Annotated in this window: 17 protein-coding genes; 8 read left to right on the plus strand and 9 right to left on the minus strand. The window is 64.2% G+C overall.

Translation table 11 applies throughout. The annotated features are described in order from the left end of the window. Positions 1-934, minus strand: a 934-nt coding sequence (locus VNZ93_RS23905; protein ID WP_325711416.1) for a class I SAM-dependent methyltransferase, incomplete at its 3' end; no start/stop codon positions are given. Positions 935-1,018: 84 nt separating this feature from the next. Between VNZ93_RS23905 and recR the strand changes: the two genes are divergently transcribed. After that, positions 1,019-1,624, plus strand: coding sequence for a recombination mediator RecR (recR, locus tag VNZ93_RS23910; RefSeq protein WP_325711419.1), 606 nt, complete (start codon positions 1,019-1,021; stop codon positions 1,622-1,624). A gap of 8 nt (positions 1,625-1,632) precedes the next feature. Here recR and VNZ93_RS23915 read toward each other — a convergent pair whose 3' ends face one another. The 4 genes from VNZ93_RS23915 to VNZ93_RS23930 all read right to left on the minus strand — a co-directional run bounded on the left by VNZ93_RS23915 (position 1,633) and on the right by VNZ93_RS23930 (position 6,201). Continuing rightward, a complete protein-coding gene (locus tag VNZ93_RS23915) occupies positions 1,633-1,992 on the minus strand; it encodes a DUF1622 domain-containing protein (RefSeq protein ID WP_325711422.1) in 360 nt (119 codons plus the stop codon). A gap of 146 nt (positions 1,993-2,138) precedes the next feature. Beyond that, positions 2,139-3,479: an AmpG family muropeptide MFS transporter gene (locus tag VNZ93_RS23920; RefSeq protein WP_325711425.1), complete on the minus strand. Its 1,341-nt coding sequence runs from the start codon at positions 3,477-3,479 to the stop codon at positions 2,139-2,141. Between the two features lie 179 nt (positions 3,480-3,658). Further along, positions 3,659-4,747: an alpha/beta hydrolase gene (locus VNZ93_RS23925; RefSeq protein ID WP_325711428.1), complete on the minus strand. Its 1,089-nt coding sequence runs from the start codon at positions 4,745-4,747 to the stop codon at positions 3,659-3,661. Positions 4,748-4,995: 248 nt separating this feature from the next. Then, positions 4,996-6,201, minus strand: coding sequence for a DNA recombination protein RmuC (locus VNZ93_RS23930; RefSeq protein WP_325711431.1), 1,206 nt, complete (start codon positions 6,199-6,201; stop codon positions 4,996-4,998). Positions 6,202-6,350: 149 nt separating this feature from the next. On the opposite strand from VNZ93_RS23930, the gene def reads away from it, so the two are divergent. From def to truA, 4 genes are read left to right on the plus strand one after another with little or no spacing between them, the layout of a single operon-like run. After that, positions 6,351-6,866 (plus strand): peptide deformylase, encoded by a 516-nt coding sequence (gene def / locus VNZ93_RS23935; protein WP_325711433.1) that lies wholly within the window; start codon positions 6,351-6,353, stop codon positions 6,864-6,866. A 40-nt stretch (positions 6,867-6,906) separates the two neighbouring features. After that, positions 6,907-7,839 carry a methionyl-tRNA formyltransferase gene (gene fmt / locus VNZ93_RS23940; protein WP_325711436.1) on the plus strand — a complete coding sequence of 311 codons (933 nt, stop codon included), beginning with the start codon at positions 6,907-6,909 and terminating at the stop codon, positions 7,837-7,839. Then, positions 7,836-8,336: an N-acetyltransferase gene (locus VNZ93_RS23945; RefSeq protein ID WP_325711439.1), complete on the plus strand. Its 501-nt coding sequence runs from the start codon at positions 7,836-7,838 to the stop codon at positions 8,334-8,336. The genes fmt and VNZ93_RS23945 overlap by 4 nt, the downstream gene beginning before the upstream one ends. Positions 8,337-8,338: 2 nt before the next feature. Next, entirely contained in the window at positions 8,339-9,076 is a 738-nt protein-coding gene (truA, locus tag VNZ93_RS23950; RefSeq protein WP_325711442.1) for a tRNA pseudouridine(38-40) synthase TruA, read from the plus strand. 64 nt (positions 9,077-9,140) lie between these two features. On the opposite strand, the gene dapE is transcribed toward truA, so the two are convergent. The 3 genes from dapE to dapD all read right to left on the minus strand — a co-directional run bounded on the left by dapE (position 9,141) and on the right by dapD (position 11,728). Beyond that, positions 9,141-10,346: a succinyl-diaminopimelate desuccinylase gene (gene dapE, locus VNZ93_RS23955; protein ID WP_325711445.1), complete on the minus strand. Its 1,206-nt coding sequence runs from the start codon at positions 10,344-10,346 to the stop codon at positions 9,141-9,143. After that, positions 10,288-10,644 carry a DUF805 domain-containing protein gene (locus VNZ93_RS23960; protein ID WP_325711448.1) on the minus strand — a complete coding sequence of 119 codons (357 nt, stop codon included), beginning with the start codon at positions 10,642-10,644 and terminating at the stop codon, positions 10,288-10,290. Before VNZ93_RS23960 ends, dapE begins: the two co-directional genes overlap by 59 nt. A 238-nt stretch (positions 10,645-10,882) precedes the next feature. Further along, positions 10,883-11,728, minus strand: coding sequence for a 2,3,4,5-tetrahydropyridine-2,6-dicarboxylate N-succinyltransferase (gene dapD, locus VNZ93_RS23965; RefSeq protein ID WP_325711451.1), 846 nt, complete (start codon positions 11,726-11,728; stop codon positions 10,883-10,885). A gap of 229 nt (positions 11,729-11,957) precedes the next feature. On the opposite strand from dapD, the gene VNZ93_RS23970 reads away from it, so the two are divergent. The 3 genes from VNZ93_RS23970 to VNZ93_RS23980 all read left to right on the plus strand — a co-directional run bounded on the left by VNZ93_RS23970 (position 11,958) and on the right by VNZ93_RS23980 (position 14,932). Continuing rightward, entirely contained in the window at positions 11,958-13,010 is a 1,053-nt protein-coding gene (locus VNZ93_RS23970) for a TRAP transporter substrate-binding protein (protein WP_325711453.1), read from the plus strand. Between the two features lie 141 nt (positions 13,011-13,151). Next, positions 13,152-13,634 carry a TRAP transporter small permease gene (locus VNZ93_RS23975; RefSeq protein WP_325711456.1) on the plus strand — a complete coding sequence of 161 codons (483 nt, stop codon included), beginning with the start codon at positions 13,152-13,154 and terminating at the stop codon, positions 13,632-13,634. Further along, positions 13,631-14,932, plus strand: coding sequence for a TRAP transporter large permease (locus tag VNZ93_RS23980; RefSeq protein ID WP_325711458.1), 1,302 nt, complete (start codon positions 13,631-13,633; stop codon positions 14,930-14,932). The genes VNZ93_RS23975 and VNZ93_RS23980 overlap by 4 nt, the downstream gene beginning before the upstream one ends. Positions 14,933-14,956: 24 nt before the next feature. On the opposite strand, the gene VNZ93_RS23985 is transcribed toward VNZ93_RS23980, so the two are convergent. Then, positions 14,957-15,703, minus strand: a complete 747-nt coding sequence (locus VNZ93_RS23985; protein WP_325711461.1) for a pyrimidine 5'-nucleotidase — start codon at positions 15,701-15,703, stop codon at positions 14,957-14,959. Between the last annotated feature and the right edge of the window lie 28 nt (positions 15,704-15,731).

Consider the following 15,731-nt stretch of genomic DNA (forward strand, 5'->3'; position numbering starts at 1 on the left):
CCGCATAATCAGGCACGTCGCGCCGCTGCAGTGAATCCACGATTACCAGCCGGCCGCCGGGTTTCAGCACGCGCGCGCACTCGCCGATCATGTCGCGGCGGATCGCGGGCGGCAATTCATGCATCATGAAGATCGAGGTGACCGCATCCTGGCTGGCGTCAGGCAGCGGCAGGCTTTCGGCCTTCGCCACCAGCGTCGCGACGCGCGACCAGCGCCGCAGATGGCGCCGCGCATGCTTGATATAGGCGTCCGACAGGTCGATGCCGGTGACCGGCAGACGCGGCCAGGCCTGCTTCACGAAATCGAGGAAGCGGCCGGTGCCGCATCCGATATCGGCGAGACGCAGCGTGCGCTGGTCGCGGCCGCGAAACACCTCATGCAGTTCCGGCAGCGCCATGCGGCGCATCGCATTCGCCGTGCCCTTGAACAGCACTTCGACCTGGGTGTCGTAGCGGTCCGCGGAGTCTTCGGTCAGCCAGCCGCCCGACTGGAAGTGGAAATTCTGCAGGTAATAGTCCGGACGCCGGCCGCGGATGTCGTCCGTCGCCACCTCGTCGTGCCGCCGTTCCTTCCGCCGCCGGTGCACGTCCGGCAGGTCGTCGAAGAACAGCCGCGATCGGCGGAACAGGGTCGCGGGCGATCCATCATGGTCGGCGGGCAGGGGGTAGATGCCGGCCTCGACATTGGCGAGATCGCGGGCAAACAACTCCGCCATGTCGCCGTAGAGCCGGCTCTGGCTGATCAGCGGAGCGCGGTTGTCTCCAATTCTTCCTGAATCCTGCCGCGGCGGTGACGGTAGTTCCTCGCCCTCGCGCCGGCGCGCTTCCGCGGCAAGCCGCTGCAGCGCATAGCCGTGCCCCGCATACCAGGCGAGGCGCGGCAACTGGGTCGCGCCATAGGCGACGCGGGTCGCAAGGCGGGCGAGGGGACTCATGAGAGGACTCTTGAGGCGACTATTGGCGTCACAGGTTTCCGACCCCGATGATGGGTATATATGGTGGGTCAGATTGGGAATCACATGCCGAAAGCCGTTGCCGGACCTGAAATCGAGCGCCTGATCCAGCTGCTGGCGCGGCTGCCGGGGCTTGGCCCGCGTTCTGCGCGCCGCGCCGCGCTGCACTTGATCAAGAAGCGCGAGCAGCTGATGGCGCCGCTCACCGATGCGCTGGAAGTGGCGCACGAGCGCATCACGGTCTGCGGAACCTGCGGCAATATCGATTCGCAAAATCCGTGCACCGTGTGCACCGACGTCAAACGCGATCCTGCCGTCATTGTGGTGGTCGCGGACGTCGCCGATCTGTGGGCGCTCGAGCGCGCCGGTGCGGTGAATGCGCGCTACCATGTGCTCGGCGGCACATTGTCGCCGCTCGACGGAATCGGCCCGCAGGACCTCACCATCGACTCGCTGGTGACGCGCGCGCACGATCCGGCGGTCAAGGAAGTGATCCTCGCGCTCAACGCCACGGTCGATGGCCAGACCACGGCGCATTACATCACCGATCTCCTGCAAAATGCCGATGTGGCCGTGACGCGGCTCGCGCATGGCGTGCCGGTCGGGGGTGAGCTCGACTACCTCGACGAGGGCACGCTGTCGGCAGCGATCCGCCAACGCACGGCGATGTAGCGCGAGGATCAGGCGTCCGGTTGCGCCTCGCGCTTCTGCCAGGGGAAGCGCCCTTCGACCTCGACCTGCAGGCTCATGCTGAGGAAGGTCCGGATCACGACAATTGCGCCGAGCACGGCGACGCTCTCAAGCGTCGGCGTCACGGCAACGGTGCGGATGATGTCGGCAGCCACCAGGACTTCGAGGCCGAGCAGGATGGCGCGACCGATGTCCTGCCGGAGCCGCCGGTAGGGATCGATACCGTCCGGCGTGGTGAAAGCGATCCCCGCATAGCGCACGAAGGCGATAACGAGGCCGAGCGCGATCAGCGCCACGCCGACGAGGTCGAGCGTCGAGCCGACCGTTTCAATCCAGTGCGAGAAAGGCATGGCAACCCCGAAGCCGCGATTCGGTTTGCATTGTACCCGAAGATCAGGTGCCGGGCGCTTGGAGACAGGACGAGCAAACCGGCGAGCAATCGCTGTCGCATGATGCGACCCCATGGGCAATTGCAGGATGTTACCACATCCGCGGCCTACTGCGCCGGCTTGTCCAGTTCCCGGAAATGCCCACGCAACTGCAGCCAGGCGAGGAGGAGGAAGCTCGGGATCGCCAGCAGGACGGAGATTACGAAGAACCAGAACCATCCGGTCGATTCCGCGACGAAGCCGCCGCCCGAGGACAGCGTGGTGCGTCCGACCGCTGCAAGTGCCGTAAGCAGCGCAAACTGCGTCGCGGTATGGGCGCGTACGCCGCAGAGCGCGGAGAGATAGGCGACGAAGATCACCGTGCCGATGGCGCCGGTGAAATTCTCGACGATGACCGCAACGGTCAAGGCCGGTACATGCGGCCCAATCAGCGCGAGCCATGCGAAGGCAAGGTTCGAGATGGTCTGAAGGATGCCGCCGATCCACAAACTCGTCGACAGCGGCAGAGCGCGCGCGATCAGACCGCCTGCGAAGCCGCCGGCGAGAGCGGCGGCAAGCCCGACGCCTTTCACGATCGCCGCATAGGTCGCCTTGTCGAAGCCGATATCGATGATGAAGGGCGCGGTGAGAACGCCCGCGAAAGCGTCACAGAATTTGAAGAGCACGACGAACAGCAGGATCGTGATCGCCTCGGGACGCGTGAGGAATTCCTTGAACGCGCCGAAAGCCGTGATCGCGACGCGGCTGACCGGATCACGCGCCTTGTCGATCACGTCGGCCGGCGCGGCCGGTTCGGTCGCCATCAGCGAAGCGAAGATACCAACCGCCATCAACGCTGCCGCGGCGAAGAAGCCCCACATCCAGACCGCGTTCGCCGGCACTCCGATTTTTGCGAGCCACCAGGTGAGCGTGAGTACGCCGGCACCGGACGCGAGCATGCCGATGCGATAGGCGGCGACATAGCCGGCCATGCCGGCCGCCTGTTCGCTGGTATCGAGGCTTTCGACACGGAAGGCGTCGATCACGATGTCCTGCGTGGCCGAGGCGGTCGCGACCATGAGGGCGCCGAGCGCAACCGGCCACAGCGACACGGCCGGGTCCTGGACGGCGAGGAACAGGATCGCGACCGTGAGCAGGAGTTGCGAGAAGACGAGCCACCCGCGCCTGCGGCCGAGCGCGCGCGAGAGGATCGGGATGTCGAGCGCATCGACCAACGGCGCCCAGAGGAATTTCAGCGTGTAGGGCAGGCCGACTAGCGCGTAGAGCCCGATGGTGCGCAGGTTGACGCCGCTCTCGGTCATCCAGATCGCAAGCGTGGCGCCGGACAGCGCCAGCGGCAGCCCGGATGAGAAGCCGAGCAGAATCACGATCAGCACGCGCGGCTTGAGATAGACCGCGAGTGCGTCGGACCAGCCTGATTTTGCGGCAGGTGATTCGAGGGTGGTCATGTGATGGTGAGTCTATCCCGTGTCCGCAACAGATTGAATCGCGTTGTGGCACGATCTTGTCGCCGCGCGGGAAAACGGCCGATCCTGTAAGCGCAAGGAACTCAGTAGCTTATCGGATGCCCGGCGTTCGCGTGACGAGACTCCCCGGAGCTATTCGCGCCGAAAAACGCGAATAAGCCTCAATTCCGCAGCGAGGCGGTCTCGGTCTGCTGCTGTGTCGGTGTGGTCCGCGGGCCGGATCTTGCGACCTGCGGAGCCTGCTGCATGTTGCGCTGGCGGACCAGCTCCATCACGTCGGAAATGTCGTCGAAGGCCCGGCTATGCGCATTGCTCGCGCTGTTTTTCAATCCGGACAGATCATAAACGGCAATGCGTTCGCGCTCGAATTCGGTGCGGTAGGGTTCGCTGGCGCCGACCTCGCCGATCCGCGCCACGCCGCCCCAGATTTCCTTCGACAGCGACAGCGCGCCGTCGTCGCGCGAGGCGAACAGCAGCATCTTCGGGCGGTTCGGGCCCATGCGCTTGATGGTTGCGCGGAACACATCGACATCGATGTCCGGCGCAACGAGCATGGCCTGCTTCACCTTGTCGGGGCCGCGTGTGCGTGCCAGCCGCATCGAGCGGCCGCGCAGCGCCTCGAGGGTGACGTGGCTTCCCATCGAATGCGCCAGCAGATGGATTTCCTTGATGTGCGGGTAGGAGGCGAGCTGGTCGATCAGATCTTCGAGTGCGTCGCGCGAATAGTTCGCGCTCTCGCGGTCGTAGGTATACGACTTCAGCTCGACAGTGCCGCGCGAGGGCCAGGTGAACAGGATCGGGACCGCCTCGGCCTTGGAGTCGTGCACGATCTGCGCAAAGCGATAGACGGAGTCATCGAAGCGGTTGTTGAAGCCGTGAACGAAGATCAGCACGCGCGGGTGTCCGGTCCTGCGTGCGGTCTCGGCGATCGAGGACGCGAAGGAGCGGTGGTCGATATGTTCGGCTGACACCGTTACGAAATCGCGCTTCGGATCGCCCGGCAGTGCCGCGGGCCACTGGATCGAGCCCGGTTTGCGATCCGGTGGGATGGATACGGTAATGGCGGCGTAGGACAGCGCATCCGACCGTTCGCCGCCATACATCTGGCCGGGGTCGTCGGTGGCTCGCTTGCGGGTGGTCGCGACCAGGATCGGAACGCGCGCGGTGCCCTCGACCTGCTGGTTGGTGGGAACGAGCACGCCCTGCACTGGCCGGTTTGAGCAACCGGCGCACACGGCGGTGGCCGCCATCGCGGCTATGACCAGAGCCCCCCTGAGCACGACGCTACCCCGAAACGCTTTTTTTACGAAGTGTTAACCAAGGTGCAATCTAGCCCAGGCCGCGGGGCCAAGCCAGCAAAGCCACGCCCCGCTCACGTGCTCTTGTGCTGACTAACGTCAGGTATGGTTAATTCGCCACGGTATCGGAAAGGAGCCGCCGGAGGCCCTCGCCCGGCGAAAAGCTGCATCCGGGCGCAGCTTTTTGCGGGTCGATCGGCTCACTCGGCTGCGACGACCCGCCTTGCACCGACCGGCGCCGGGATGACGGCGTTGCTCGCCTCGTCGCCCTCGCCCTCGAACTCGACCTCGCGGATCCGTGTGCCCCGCCGCTCCAGCTTGTCGGTGGACACGACGATCTGCTTGATGTCCTCGGTCGCCTGGCCGAAATGCGCCTCGAGCTTGCGCACGCGCTCGCGCAGGCGCTTGAGGTCGTCCATGAAATGACCGACCTCGGCGTGGATCTTGTCCGCGGCCTCGCGCATCCGGGCGTCGCGATGGATCTGCTGGATCACCTGCACGGCGAGCATCAGAAGCGATGGCGAGACGATCACGACGCGCGAGCGGAAAGCGCGCTGGATCAGGTCGTCGAACTGATCGTGCAACTCGGCGTAAACCGATTCCGAGGGCACGAACATCAGCGCAAGTTCCTGGGTCTCGCCGGGGATCAGGTATTTCCCGGCGATATCGGTGATGTGTTTGGTGACGTTCTGGCGCAGCATGCGGCCGGCCATGTTGCGCTCGTCGTCGGACTTCGCGTCACGGAACGCGGTGACCGCTTCCAGCGGAAATTTTGCGTCGATGATCAGCGGACGCTGATCCGGGAAATGAATCGCACAGTCGGGCCGGGTGCCGTTCGACAGCGTGAACTGGAATTCGTATGCGCCCTTCGGCAGCCCGTCCTCGATGATCATCTCCATGCGGCCCTGGCCGAACGCGCCGCGCTGCTGCTTGTTGGAGAGGACGCTCTGCAGCGAGGTGACCTGAGAGGCGAGGCTGGTGATGTTCTTCTGCGCGGCGTCGATGACCGCGAGCCGTTCGTTCAGCCGATTGAGATTCTCACCGGTCTGCTGCGTCGTGTGCTGGATCGACTGGCCGATGCGGTGGGTGACCGCGTCGAGGCGCTCGGAAAAGGCCTTCTCGAACTGCGATTGCCGGTTTGCCAGCATGTCGCCCATGGCGCGAACCAGCCCGGTGGTCTCGGCCTGCAGGCGGCGGAGTTCCGCCATGCGGGCTTCGTTTTCCTCCGCCTGGATCCGTTCGGCTTCCGCAGCCTCTTCCATGCGGCGGCGGCGCCTTGCGATCAGCATGATCGTGATGCCGATCGTGGCCGCGAGAATGAACGCGCAGACCGCCGCGATCACCGCAACGACCAGCAGCGGGTCAAGGCCGACGAGCCGGTCCCGGATCAGGGCGACACCATCCATCCAGCCCTTCTAGCACGATTCGCGGTGGCGATGGAACAAAAAGAGAACGTATGGTTGCGGAGAAATGAAGGGCGCGGCGCAGCTCCGTCCAATACGGAGTGCGGAAGATCGAAATTGACCGTACGCCGGCCAGTAATTAAATCGCGCGCATGGCCCTTCGCGAAATCCTCGTCATTCCCGACAAGCGTCTGCGAGTCGTCTCCAAACCCGTGGAGGCGGTGAACGCGCAGATTCGCGCGCTTGCCGACGACATGCTCGAGACGATGTATGACGCGCCCGGCATCGGCCTTGCGGCGATCCAGATCGGTGAGCCGCTTCGGCTCGTCACGATGGACCTCGCCAAGAAGGACGAGGAGAAGGATCCGCACGTCTTCATCAATCCGCAGATCACCTGGTCGTCGGAGGACAGGAACGTCCACGAAGAGGGCTGCCTCTCGATCCCCGAATATTACGAAGAGGTGGAGCGGCCCGCGAAGGTGCGGTTCACCTATCTCGACCTCGACGGAAAATTGCAGGAGGTCGAGGCCGACGGGATTTTCGCGACCTGTATCCAGCACGAGATCGATCACCTCAACGGTGTGCTCTTCATCGACCATATCTCGAAGCTGAAGCGCGACCGCGTCATCAAGAAATTCACCAAGATCGCGAAGCAGGCGGCCGAGTAGCTTTTGGCCTCGCCGCCCGGCGGCGCGGAAGGGACCAGCAATGCCGCTCCGACTGATCTTCATGGGCACGCCGGATTTCGCGGTGCCGACGCTCGTCGAGATCGCGGGCGCCGGGCACGAGATTGCGGCGGTTTATACGCGTGCGCCGAAGCCCGCGGGGCGTGGCATGGACCTGCAGGACACGCCGGTCGCCCGTGAAGCGAAACGGCTAGGTCTGCCGGTTCTGACGCCGAAGACCTTGCGGACCGACGCGGCGCAGGCCGAGTTCGCCGCGCATGGCGCAGATGCGGCTGTGGTCGTGGCGTATGGCCTGATCCTGCCGAAGCCGGTTCTCGAAGCCGTCCCGCTCGGCTGCTTCAACCTGCATGCGTCGCTGCTGCCGCGCTGGCGCGGCGCCGCTCCGATCAACCGCGCAGTGATGGCGGGGGATGCGGAGAGCGGCGTCACCGTCATGAAGATGGATGAAGGCCTCGACACTGGCGGCATGGCGATGATGGAGCGCATTGCGATCGGTCCGGACATGACGGCGGGCGAGTTGCACGACCGTCTCGCCGCGATCGGCGGCGATCTGATGCATCGCGCACTCGGCGCGCTGGAGCGCGGCTCACTGCAGGTCGTGCCGCAGCCGGAAGCCGGCGTCACCTATGCCGAGAAGCTCGACAAGAACGAGACGCGGATCGATTGGTCCCGGCCTGCGGCGGAGGTGCATAATCACATCCGCGGGCTGTCGCCGTTTCCCGGAGCCTGGTTCGAGATGCCGGGCGACAAGGGGCCAGTCCGCGTCAAGGTGCTGCGCTCGACGCTTGCGAGCGGGACCGGTGCGCCCGGCACCGTGCTTGATGACAACCTCACCATTGCCTGCGGCGACGGCGCCCTTCGCATCCTCGATCTGCAGCGTGCCGGCAAACAGCCGATGAAAGCCGTCGAATTCCTGCGCGGCACGCCGCTCGCGCGCGGCACGGCTCTGCTGTGACCATCCGCGTCCGATCTGAAACACCGGCGGATTTCGCCGACATTCGTGCAATCAACCGGGAGGCGTTCGGCGTGTCCGTCGAAGCCGACCTTGTCGAACGTCTGCGCGCGGATGGCGATCTGGTGCTGTCGCTTGTTGCCGAGAAGGACGGCGGGCTCATCGGACATTGCTGCTTCTCGCGGCTGACCGTGCATGAAGGTGATCGCGTCGCTGCGGCGATATCGCTCGGGCCGGTGGCCGTGCTGCCGGCTGCGCAACGGCAGGGCGTTGGCCAGACCTTGATCCGCGACGGGATTGCCCGTTTCAAGGCGGCGGGCGAAACGCTGATCTTCGTGCTTGGCGATCCAAACTATTATGCGCGCTTCGGGTTCGCTTCCGATGCCGCGCGCCGCTACCGCACGCCCTATGACGGACCTTATCTGCAGGCGTTGCGTATGACGGATGATGCGCCTCTCGAAGGCGAAGTACGTTATGCGTCGGCTTTTGCAGGCTTGTAACGATGCCCCGCTACAAACTCCTCATCGAATATGACGGCACGCCCTATCGCGGGTGGCAGTATCAGGCCGATGCGCCGAGCGTGCAGGGGGCGATCGAGGACGCGATCGCGCGCTTCGACGGCCAGCGCGTGACCATCCAGTGCGCCGGGCGTACCGATGCGGGAGTCCATGCGCTCGGCCAGGTTGCGCATTGCGATCTGCGCGGCGATCATGACGGCGGCACGGTGCGGGATGCGCTGAACTTCTATTTGCGGCCGCAGCCGGTCGCGATCCTTGCGGCCGAGCGTGTCGGCGAGGATTTCAACGCGCGCTTCTCGGCGAAGAAACGGCATTATCTCTACCGCGTCGTGAACCGGCGGCCCGACCTTGCGCTCGATCTCGGCAGGGCCTGGCGCGTCGGACGTCCGCTCGACATTGCCGCGATGCGCGAGGCGGCGAAGCGGCTGCTCGGCCATCACGACTTCACCACCTTCCGCTCGACGGACTGCCAGTCGAAGTCTCCGATGAAGACGCTCGATCAGTTCGACATCGAGACTGAAGGTTGGAACGTGAACCTCATCGTGTCGGCGCGTTCGTTCCTGCATAATCAGGTACGCTCGATGGTGGGTTCGATCGTGCATGTCGGCGAGGGCAAGTGGACGCCGGACGATATCGCCCGCATCCTTGAAGCGCGCGACCGCACATTGTGCGGGCAGGTGGCCCCGCCGGAGGGGCTGTATCTGACGAAGGTGGATTACTGATACGCCGGGTTGCGCTTTACCGGACGGGCGCAGCCGGAACGCGGTTCAGCGATCGGCGCAAAGCTCAGGCGAAATACCGATCCAGGATGTTCCGGTAGACTGCGGTCAGCGCAACCAGTTCCGATACCGGCACGCGCTCATCGATCGCGTGCATGGTCTGGCCGACCAGACCGAATTCCACGACAGAGCAGTAGTTCTTGATGAAGCGCGCATCCGAGGTGCCGCCGGTGGTCGACAGGACCGGCTTGCGACCAGTCACCTCTTCGACTGCGTCGGCAACAACATTGGTGAACGGTCCCGGCTCGACCACGAAGACGTCGGCGTTGGACGGCTCCCATTCGAATGAGAATCTGATCTTGCCGCCGGATGCGGCGATGGCGCGCCTCTCGATCAGGGCTTTCAGCGATTCCTGATTGTGCAGGTCGTTGAAGCGGATGTTGAAGCGGGCGCGGGCCTCGCCCGGAATGAGATTGACGGTCGGGTTGCCGACATCGACCGATGTGAATTCCAGGTTCGATGGGTCGAACAGCTTCGAGCCGTGATCGAGCGGCTCGCTCTTGAGCGCGGAGATCAGGGTCACGAGACCCGTTACCGGATTGTCTGCGCGCTCCGGATAGGCGACGTGGCCTTGCTTGCCGTGAACGATCAGCGTGCCGTTCTGCGAGCCGCGCCGCCCGATCTTGATGGTGTCGCCCAGGGTCTCGCGATTGCTCGGCTCGCCGAGAATGCAATGGTCGAAAGTCTCGCCATGCTTCGCGGCCCAATCCAGCAGCTTGGGCGTGCCGTTGATCGCTACGCTTTCTTCGTCGCCGGTGATCAGGAACGAGATCGAGCCCTTCGGCTTGCCGCCATTTGCCGCGAGATAATCGAGGGTCGCCGCAACGCAGGCGGCAATCCCGCCCTTCATGTCGACGGCACCGCGTCCGTAGAGAATGCCGTCCGCGATCTCGCCCGCAAATGGCGGGTGGGTCCAGGCCTTTTCGTTACCGGGCGGCACGACGTCGGTATGGCCGGCGAACATCAGGTGCGGGGAGCCGGTGCCGATGCGGGCGTAGAAATTCTCCACGTCCGGGGTGCCGGCCTCGGAGAAAGTCATGCGGTGCGTGGTGAAGCCCGCAGCCTTCAGGATCTGCTCCAGACAGGAGAGTGCGCCGCCCTCGGCGGGCGTAACGGACGGGCAGCGCAGAAGATCGCGTGCGATGGTTACGGGGTCAGCGAGAGGGCTCGGGTTGTGCGCCTGATTCGCGCTGGGCGAGGGGGTCCGGTCCATAGTCATTGTCGCCATCGGTTCCGCGGCGGAAGCCCAGTTCGATCAGCCCCCAGATGGTGAGCACGCTTCCGATCAGGACCAACACCCACCACAGCGGCGTGTCTTCCGTCAACCGGTCGGACCAGCGGTCGGCGACGCCGGGGAGGAAGATGAAAACCAGCGCCCACCAGCCTGACTTGTTGCGGTCATGCGCCAACACAGCCGCGAGGAACAACGCAATCAGCACGATCGAGCCGATCCAGAAGGTCTTGCGTCCGATGCGACCGTCGAGGCGTATCAAGCTATCGATCAATGTCATGGCTTTCGCCTCACGCCGGTTCGGTGGTCGTCAAGCGGGTCTGGCCCATAGGGATTGCGGCCGACGGTGCCGCGCAGGCAGCCGAGCTCGATGAGGCGCCAGATCGCAAGCGCGCTCGCGAGCACCGCAATGTATCGGGTTGCGATACGGGTCAGTCGCGGGAAAGCGGTCGCGGTTCAGCCGGCGCGCGTCGGTCCGGGGTCCGGCCGTGCGGCCGGCCCTGGCGTGGCGCAACCAATCAGTCGCGCAGCAATTCGTTGATCGAGGTCTTGGAGCGGGTCTTCTCGTCCACGCGCTTCACGATCACGGCGCAGTAGAGATTCGGACCCGGCTGGCCGTTCGGCAGCGGCTTGCCCGGCATCGTTCCCGACACAACGACTGAGTAGGGCGGAACCTCGCCGCGGAAAACCTCGCCGGTCGAGCGATCGATGATCGTGGTCGATGCGCCGAGATAGACTCCCATCGAGAGCACCGAGCCCTCGCGCACCACGACGCCTTCGGCGACTTCAGCGCGCGCGCCGATGAAACAATTGTCCTCGATGATGACGGGGCCCGCCTGCAACGGCTCGAGGACGCCGCCGATGCCGGCGCCCCCCGAGATGTGACAGTTCTTGCCGATCTGCGCGCAGGAGCCGACCGTCGCCCAGGTATCCACCATGGTGCCGGAATCGACATAGGCGCCGAGGTTGACGAAGGACGGCATCAGCACGACGCCCGGCGCGATGAAGGCCGACTTGCGCACCACGCAGTTTGGCACGGCGCGGAAGCCCGCCTTCTTGAACTTTGCGGCGGTCCAGCCGTCGAATTTCGAAGGGACCTTGTCCCACCAGACCGATTTCCCCGGCCCGCCCTTCAGCACGCTCATGTCGTTCAGCCGGAACGACAGCAGCACCGCCTTTTTCAGCCACTGATTGACCTCCCAGCGGCCGTCCGCCTGCTTTTCGGCAACGCGCGCGGCGCCCGAATCGAGAAGCTCAAGCGCCTGCTCCACGGCCTTGCGCACGGGACCCTTGGTCTTGGGCGAAATGCCGTCCCGCTTTTCGAAGGCGTCGTCGATCGTTTGCGCGAGCTTTTCGTGAGCCATGCTGGTCCCCGTCCTTTAGCGCCGCTGTGTCGCGCGACGAAGGCCGCCATGTCAATGGCGGGTGGCCGCTCGTCCGCATCGATCCGCGCATTGATTTCCCGCAATGCTTGAACCACCCCGGACGGGGCACGTGGTTTCGTCATAAGCCATTGCGGTGGTCCGCTCATTTTGGCAGCTTAGACTCCACAACACGGTCCGAATTCACGGGCCGATCGGGAGGATTTAGACAATGACAGGATTGACCCGGCGAGCCTTGCTGCCGGCCGCCGCACTCGCCCTTGCACTCGGAACTGGCGCGGCGACCGCACAACAACAGCCGATCGAATTGAAGCTCGCCTATTATGTCGGCGATCAGCACGCGATGTCGCAGTGGCTGATCAAGTGGGCCGAAAAACTCGAAAAGGAGTCCGGCGGGCGGCTGGTGTTCAAGCGCTTCCCGAGCGCGCAGATGGGACCGGTGCCGCAGCACTATGACTTCGCCCGCACCGGCCAGGCCGATATCTCCTGGTTCCTGCACGGCGCCACGCCTGGTCGCTTCCCGCTGACCGGAATTGTCCAGGTGCCGTATATGGTCGGCAGCGCCGAGATCGGCACCAAGGTCCTGAACGATCCCGAGCTGCGCGCGAAATATCTCGATGCAGAGCACAAGGGCGTGAAGGTGCTGATGCTGTTCACGCATCAGCCGGGCAACATTCACACCACCAAGAAGCCGATCAAGACCGTCGACGACGTCAAGGGCTTGCGCCTGCGCTTCGCATCGCCCGAAATCCGCGACTTCGTCGCAGCCCTCGGCGGTTCGCCGGTCGGCGTCGCTCCGACCGAGCAGGTCGAGCAGATGCAGAAGGGTACGCTCGACGGCGTGGTGATCGACTATGGCGGCGCCGGCATCGCCTTCAAGATGGGCGGCACGGTGAAGCATACCACGGAGATGTATTCGTATGTCGCGAGCTTCGGACTTGCGATGAACGAGGACACCTGGAAAAAGCTGCCGCCGGATCTGCAGCAACTCATCACCAAATCGCTTGTCGGCGTCGAGAAGGAAGTCGGCCAGGCGTGGGACGGGCTTGATGGGCCGGGCAAGAAGGCGCTGCTCGACGGTGGCGGCGAAGCGATCAAGCTGTCGCCGGAAGAGAACGCCAAGTTTCGCAAGATCGGCGGTGACGTCGCCGCCGCGAAGATCAAGGAGCTCGACGGCAAGGGCCTGCCGGCCAGCGCCGTGCACAGCATGATGAAGGCGCTCGCCGAAAAGCATGCGAAGGACTCCAAGAACTTCTGGAATTGATGACGGTTCGCTTTCGTCAGGCTGTCGGAGCCGCGAATAATATCGCGCTCCGCAGCCGCGACGGCGGGGATGGATTTCGGGCTCACGCGTTGAGGCGTGAGCCCATATAGGGGCACTGAGTTGAAGCGCTGGGGCAATATCGTGTCGACGGTCTGCGGGGGGATCGCAGCCGCGTTTATGGCCGGCATGCTGGTGCTGACGGTCGCAGATGTCATCCTGCGCACGTTCTTCAATTATCCGCTGCGCGGCGTCTACGAGCTGATCGAACTCATGCTGGCCGGCTCCTTCTTCCTGGCGCTGCCTTGCGTGTTCCTGCGCGACGACAATATTCTGGTGAACACCATCGACGAGATCTGGCCACGCATCGTGCCGGTGCTGAAGCGAATTGCCCTGATCCTGTCGGTGCTGACATTCGCCGTTCTGGTCTGGCAGGGCTGGTCAGCGGCGCGGGATTCCTACGACTTCCACGATGTCACGGCGGACCTTGGGATTCCGACATTCTGGCACTGGACGATCGTGCTCATCGGAATGAGCCTCGCGGCGCTCGCTGCGCTGTTCATGGTGTTCCGCAGCGATGACAAGGGGCCCGATACGATGGAGCATCGTCTGGAGGATCGCGTATGAGCATTACCGAGATCGGTTTTGCCGGCGTCATCTTCCTGCTGGTGCTCATTTTCCTGCGTGTGCCGATCGCGATCTCGCTCGCGTTCGCAGGTTTTATTGGCTACGCGGCGATCGATGGCTGGGCGCCTGCGCTCAAGATGGCGGGGCTCGTCCCCTATCAGATGGCGAGCGCATATTCGCTGTCGGTCATTCCGCTTTTCATCCTGATGGGCGCGGTGGCGTCGCGCGCAAACATGGCGAGCGAGCTGTTTCAGGCCTGCAACGCGATGTTTTCCGGAATCCGTGGCGCGCTGGCCAATGCGAGCATCGGCGCCTGCACGCTGTTCGGGGCGATCTGCGGCTCCTCGATTGCGACGGCTGCGACCTTCTCGCGCGTCGCGATCCCGGAGATGCGGCGCCACGGCTACGATCCTGCCTTTGCAGGCGGCACCGTGGCCTCCGCGGGTACGCTGAGCGTCCTTATTCCGCCGTCCGTGCTGACCGCGATCTATTCGATCGTCGCCGAGGTTTCGCTGGTGAAGCTCTACGCGGCGGCTTTCGTCCCCGGCTTCGTGCTGGCCGGATTGTACGTCATCACGGTGTGGACCGTGGCCTGGCTCAAACCGAAATGGATCCCGCGCGTGCCGTCGATGCCATTGCGGGACCGGCTCCGCGCCTCGGTCGGCATGTGGAAGCTCGGCCTGCTGTTTTTCATTGCGGTTTTCGGGATCTATTTCGGCTGGTTTTCGCCAACCGAAGCGGCCGGAGTCGCGGCCTTCCTCGCGATCATCATCGGATTTGCCACCCGCTCGATGACCGCGCGGGATCTCGTCGATTGCATGCTCGAGACCGTCTACACCACGGCGTCAATTCTGCTCGTGGTGGCGGGCGCGTTCATTTTCTCGCGCTTCATCGTACTGACGCAGTTTCCGACCGAACTGACCAAATGGGCGCATCTGAGCGAGCTGTCGCCGTTCTGGATTCTGATGGCGGTGATGGCGCTCTACATTGCGCTCGGAACCTTCCTCGATGAGGTGTCCACTATTCTGATCACCGTTCCGATCACGCTGCCGCTGATCAATGCGATCGGATATGACGGCGTCTGGTTCGGCATCTTTGTCACCATCATGTGTACGATCGGCCTGATCACGCCGCCCACGGGAATGACCGTGTTCGTGATCCAGGCCCAGCATCCGGAAATCCCGGTGATGCGGATTTATGGCGGTACGCTGCCGTTCCTTGCCGCGGATTTCGTCCTGGTGGCGTTGCTGATCCTGTTCCCGGCGATGGCGCTCTGGCTTCCGAGTATTGTCGGCTGACGCTGCTGCGCCAGCGGCGGCGGACTAGCGGCAGCAATTGGCCTGCAGGAAACCGGACAGGTCGTCGGTGACGTGATCGACATGGGCCGCGTCGCGGCCTTCCAGCTCCCAGTCTTCGCGCAACACCTCGCGCGTCCCTCCGGGAACGACCAGCACCGTGGTCATGCCGAGCGCATGCGGAACGGCGAGATTGCGCGCCAGGTCCTCGAACATCGCCGCGCTTGCGGGGTCGACATCGTGCCGTTCGAGAAAGCGTTCATAGGTCTTCCGCGACGGCTTGGGCTCGAGCTCGGCGGCGATGATGTCGAAGACGTCCTCGAAATGGCCGTGAATTTCGAGCCGCCGCATCACTGCGTCCGCATGTTTGCGCGTGCCGTTGGTCAGGATCAGCTTGCGGCCGGGCAAGCGTTCGAGTGACGCGCCAAGCGCGGGGTTGGGCTCGAGCGGAGAATGGTCGATCTGATGCACGAAATCGAGGAAGTCGTCCGGCTTCATACCGTGCTCGGTCATCAGTCCGCGCATCGAGGTGCCGTAACGCCGGTAATAGTCCTTCTGGAGACGGAAGGCGTCGTCGTGGTTGATGTTCAGCAATTGCGCGATGTAATCGCGGATGCGGCCGTCGACCTGCTGCCAGAGATTCAGGTGATGCGGATAGAGCGTGTTGTCGAGGTCGAAGATCCACGTCCTGACATGGGAGAAGGCGCGCGCACCGGTTCCGCCGCTCGCAGCATGCGCGCGGCCGCCATGGTCTGAAAGCGGTCCAGAATTCATGGCGGATATCTATTGCAGCCGGCGGCCA

This window comes from Pseudorhodoplanes sp. (assembly GCF_035565795.1).
GTDB lineage: Bacteria > Pseudomonadota > Alphaproteobacteria > Rhizobiales > Xanthobacteraceae > Pseudorhodoplanes.

What these genes read in the sequence shown, in the direction of transcription:
- VNZ93_RS23925 (WP_325711428.1), bottom strand. Translation starts at nt 4,747, where the DNA reads ATGGCGGCCACCGCCGTGTGCGCCGGTTGCTCAAACCGGCCAGTGCAG.
- truA (WP_325711442.1), top strand. Translation starts at nt 8,339, where the DNA reads ATGCCCCGCTACAAACTCCTCATCGAATATGACGGCACGCCCTATCGC.
- dapD (WP_325711451.1), bottom strand. Translation starts at nt 11,728, where the DNA reads ATGGCTCACGAAAAGCTCGCGCAAACGATCGACGACGCCTTCGAAAAG.
- VNZ93_RS23980 (WP_325711458.1), top strand. Translation starts at nt 13,631, where the DNA reads ATGAGCATTACCGAGATCGGTTTTGCCGGCGTCATCTTCCTGCTGGTG.
- VNZ93_RS23985 (WP_325711461.1), bottom strand. Translation starts at nt 15,703, where the DNA reads ATGAATTCTGGACCGCTTTCAGACCATGGCGGCCGCGCGCATGCTGCG.
- VNZ93_RS23930 (WP_325711431.1), bottom strand. Translation starts at nt 6,201, where the DNA reads ATGGATGGTGTCGCCCTGATCCGGGACCGGCTCGTCGGCCTTGACCCG.
- VNZ93_RS23960 (WP_325711448.1), bottom strand. Translation starts at nt 10,644, where the DNA reads ATGACATTGATCGATAGCTTGATACGCCTCGACGGTCGCATCGGACGC.
- dapE (WP_325711445.1), bottom strand. Translation starts at nt 10,346, where the DNA reads ATGGACCGGACCCCCTCGCCCAGCGCGAATCAGGCGCACAACCCGAGC.
- recR (WP_325711419.1), top strand. Translation starts at nt 1,019, where the DNA reads ATGCCGAAAGCCGTTGCCGGACCTGAAATCGAGCGCCTGATCCAGCTG.
- VNZ93_RS23920 (WP_325711425.1), bottom strand. Translation starts at nt 3,479, where the DNA reads ATGACCACCCTCGAATCACCTGCCGCAAAATCAGGCTGGTCCGACGCA.
- fmt (WP_325711436.1), top strand. Translation starts at nt 6,907, where the DNA reads ATGCCGCTCCGACTGATCTTCATGGGCACGCCGGATTTCGCGGTGCCG.
- def (WP_325711433.1), top strand. Translation starts at nt 6,351, where the DNA reads ATGGCCCTTCGCGAAATCCTCGTCATTCCCGACAAGCGTCTGCGAGTC.
- VNZ93_RS23970 (WP_325711453.1), top strand. Translation starts at nt 11,958, where the DNA reads ATGACAGGATTGACCCGGCGAGCCTTGCTGCCGGCCGCCGCACTCGCC.
- VNZ93_RS23915 (WP_325711422.1), bottom strand. Translation starts at nt 1,992, where the DNA reads ATGCCTTTCTCGCACTGGATTGAAACGGTCGGCTCGACGCTCGACCTC.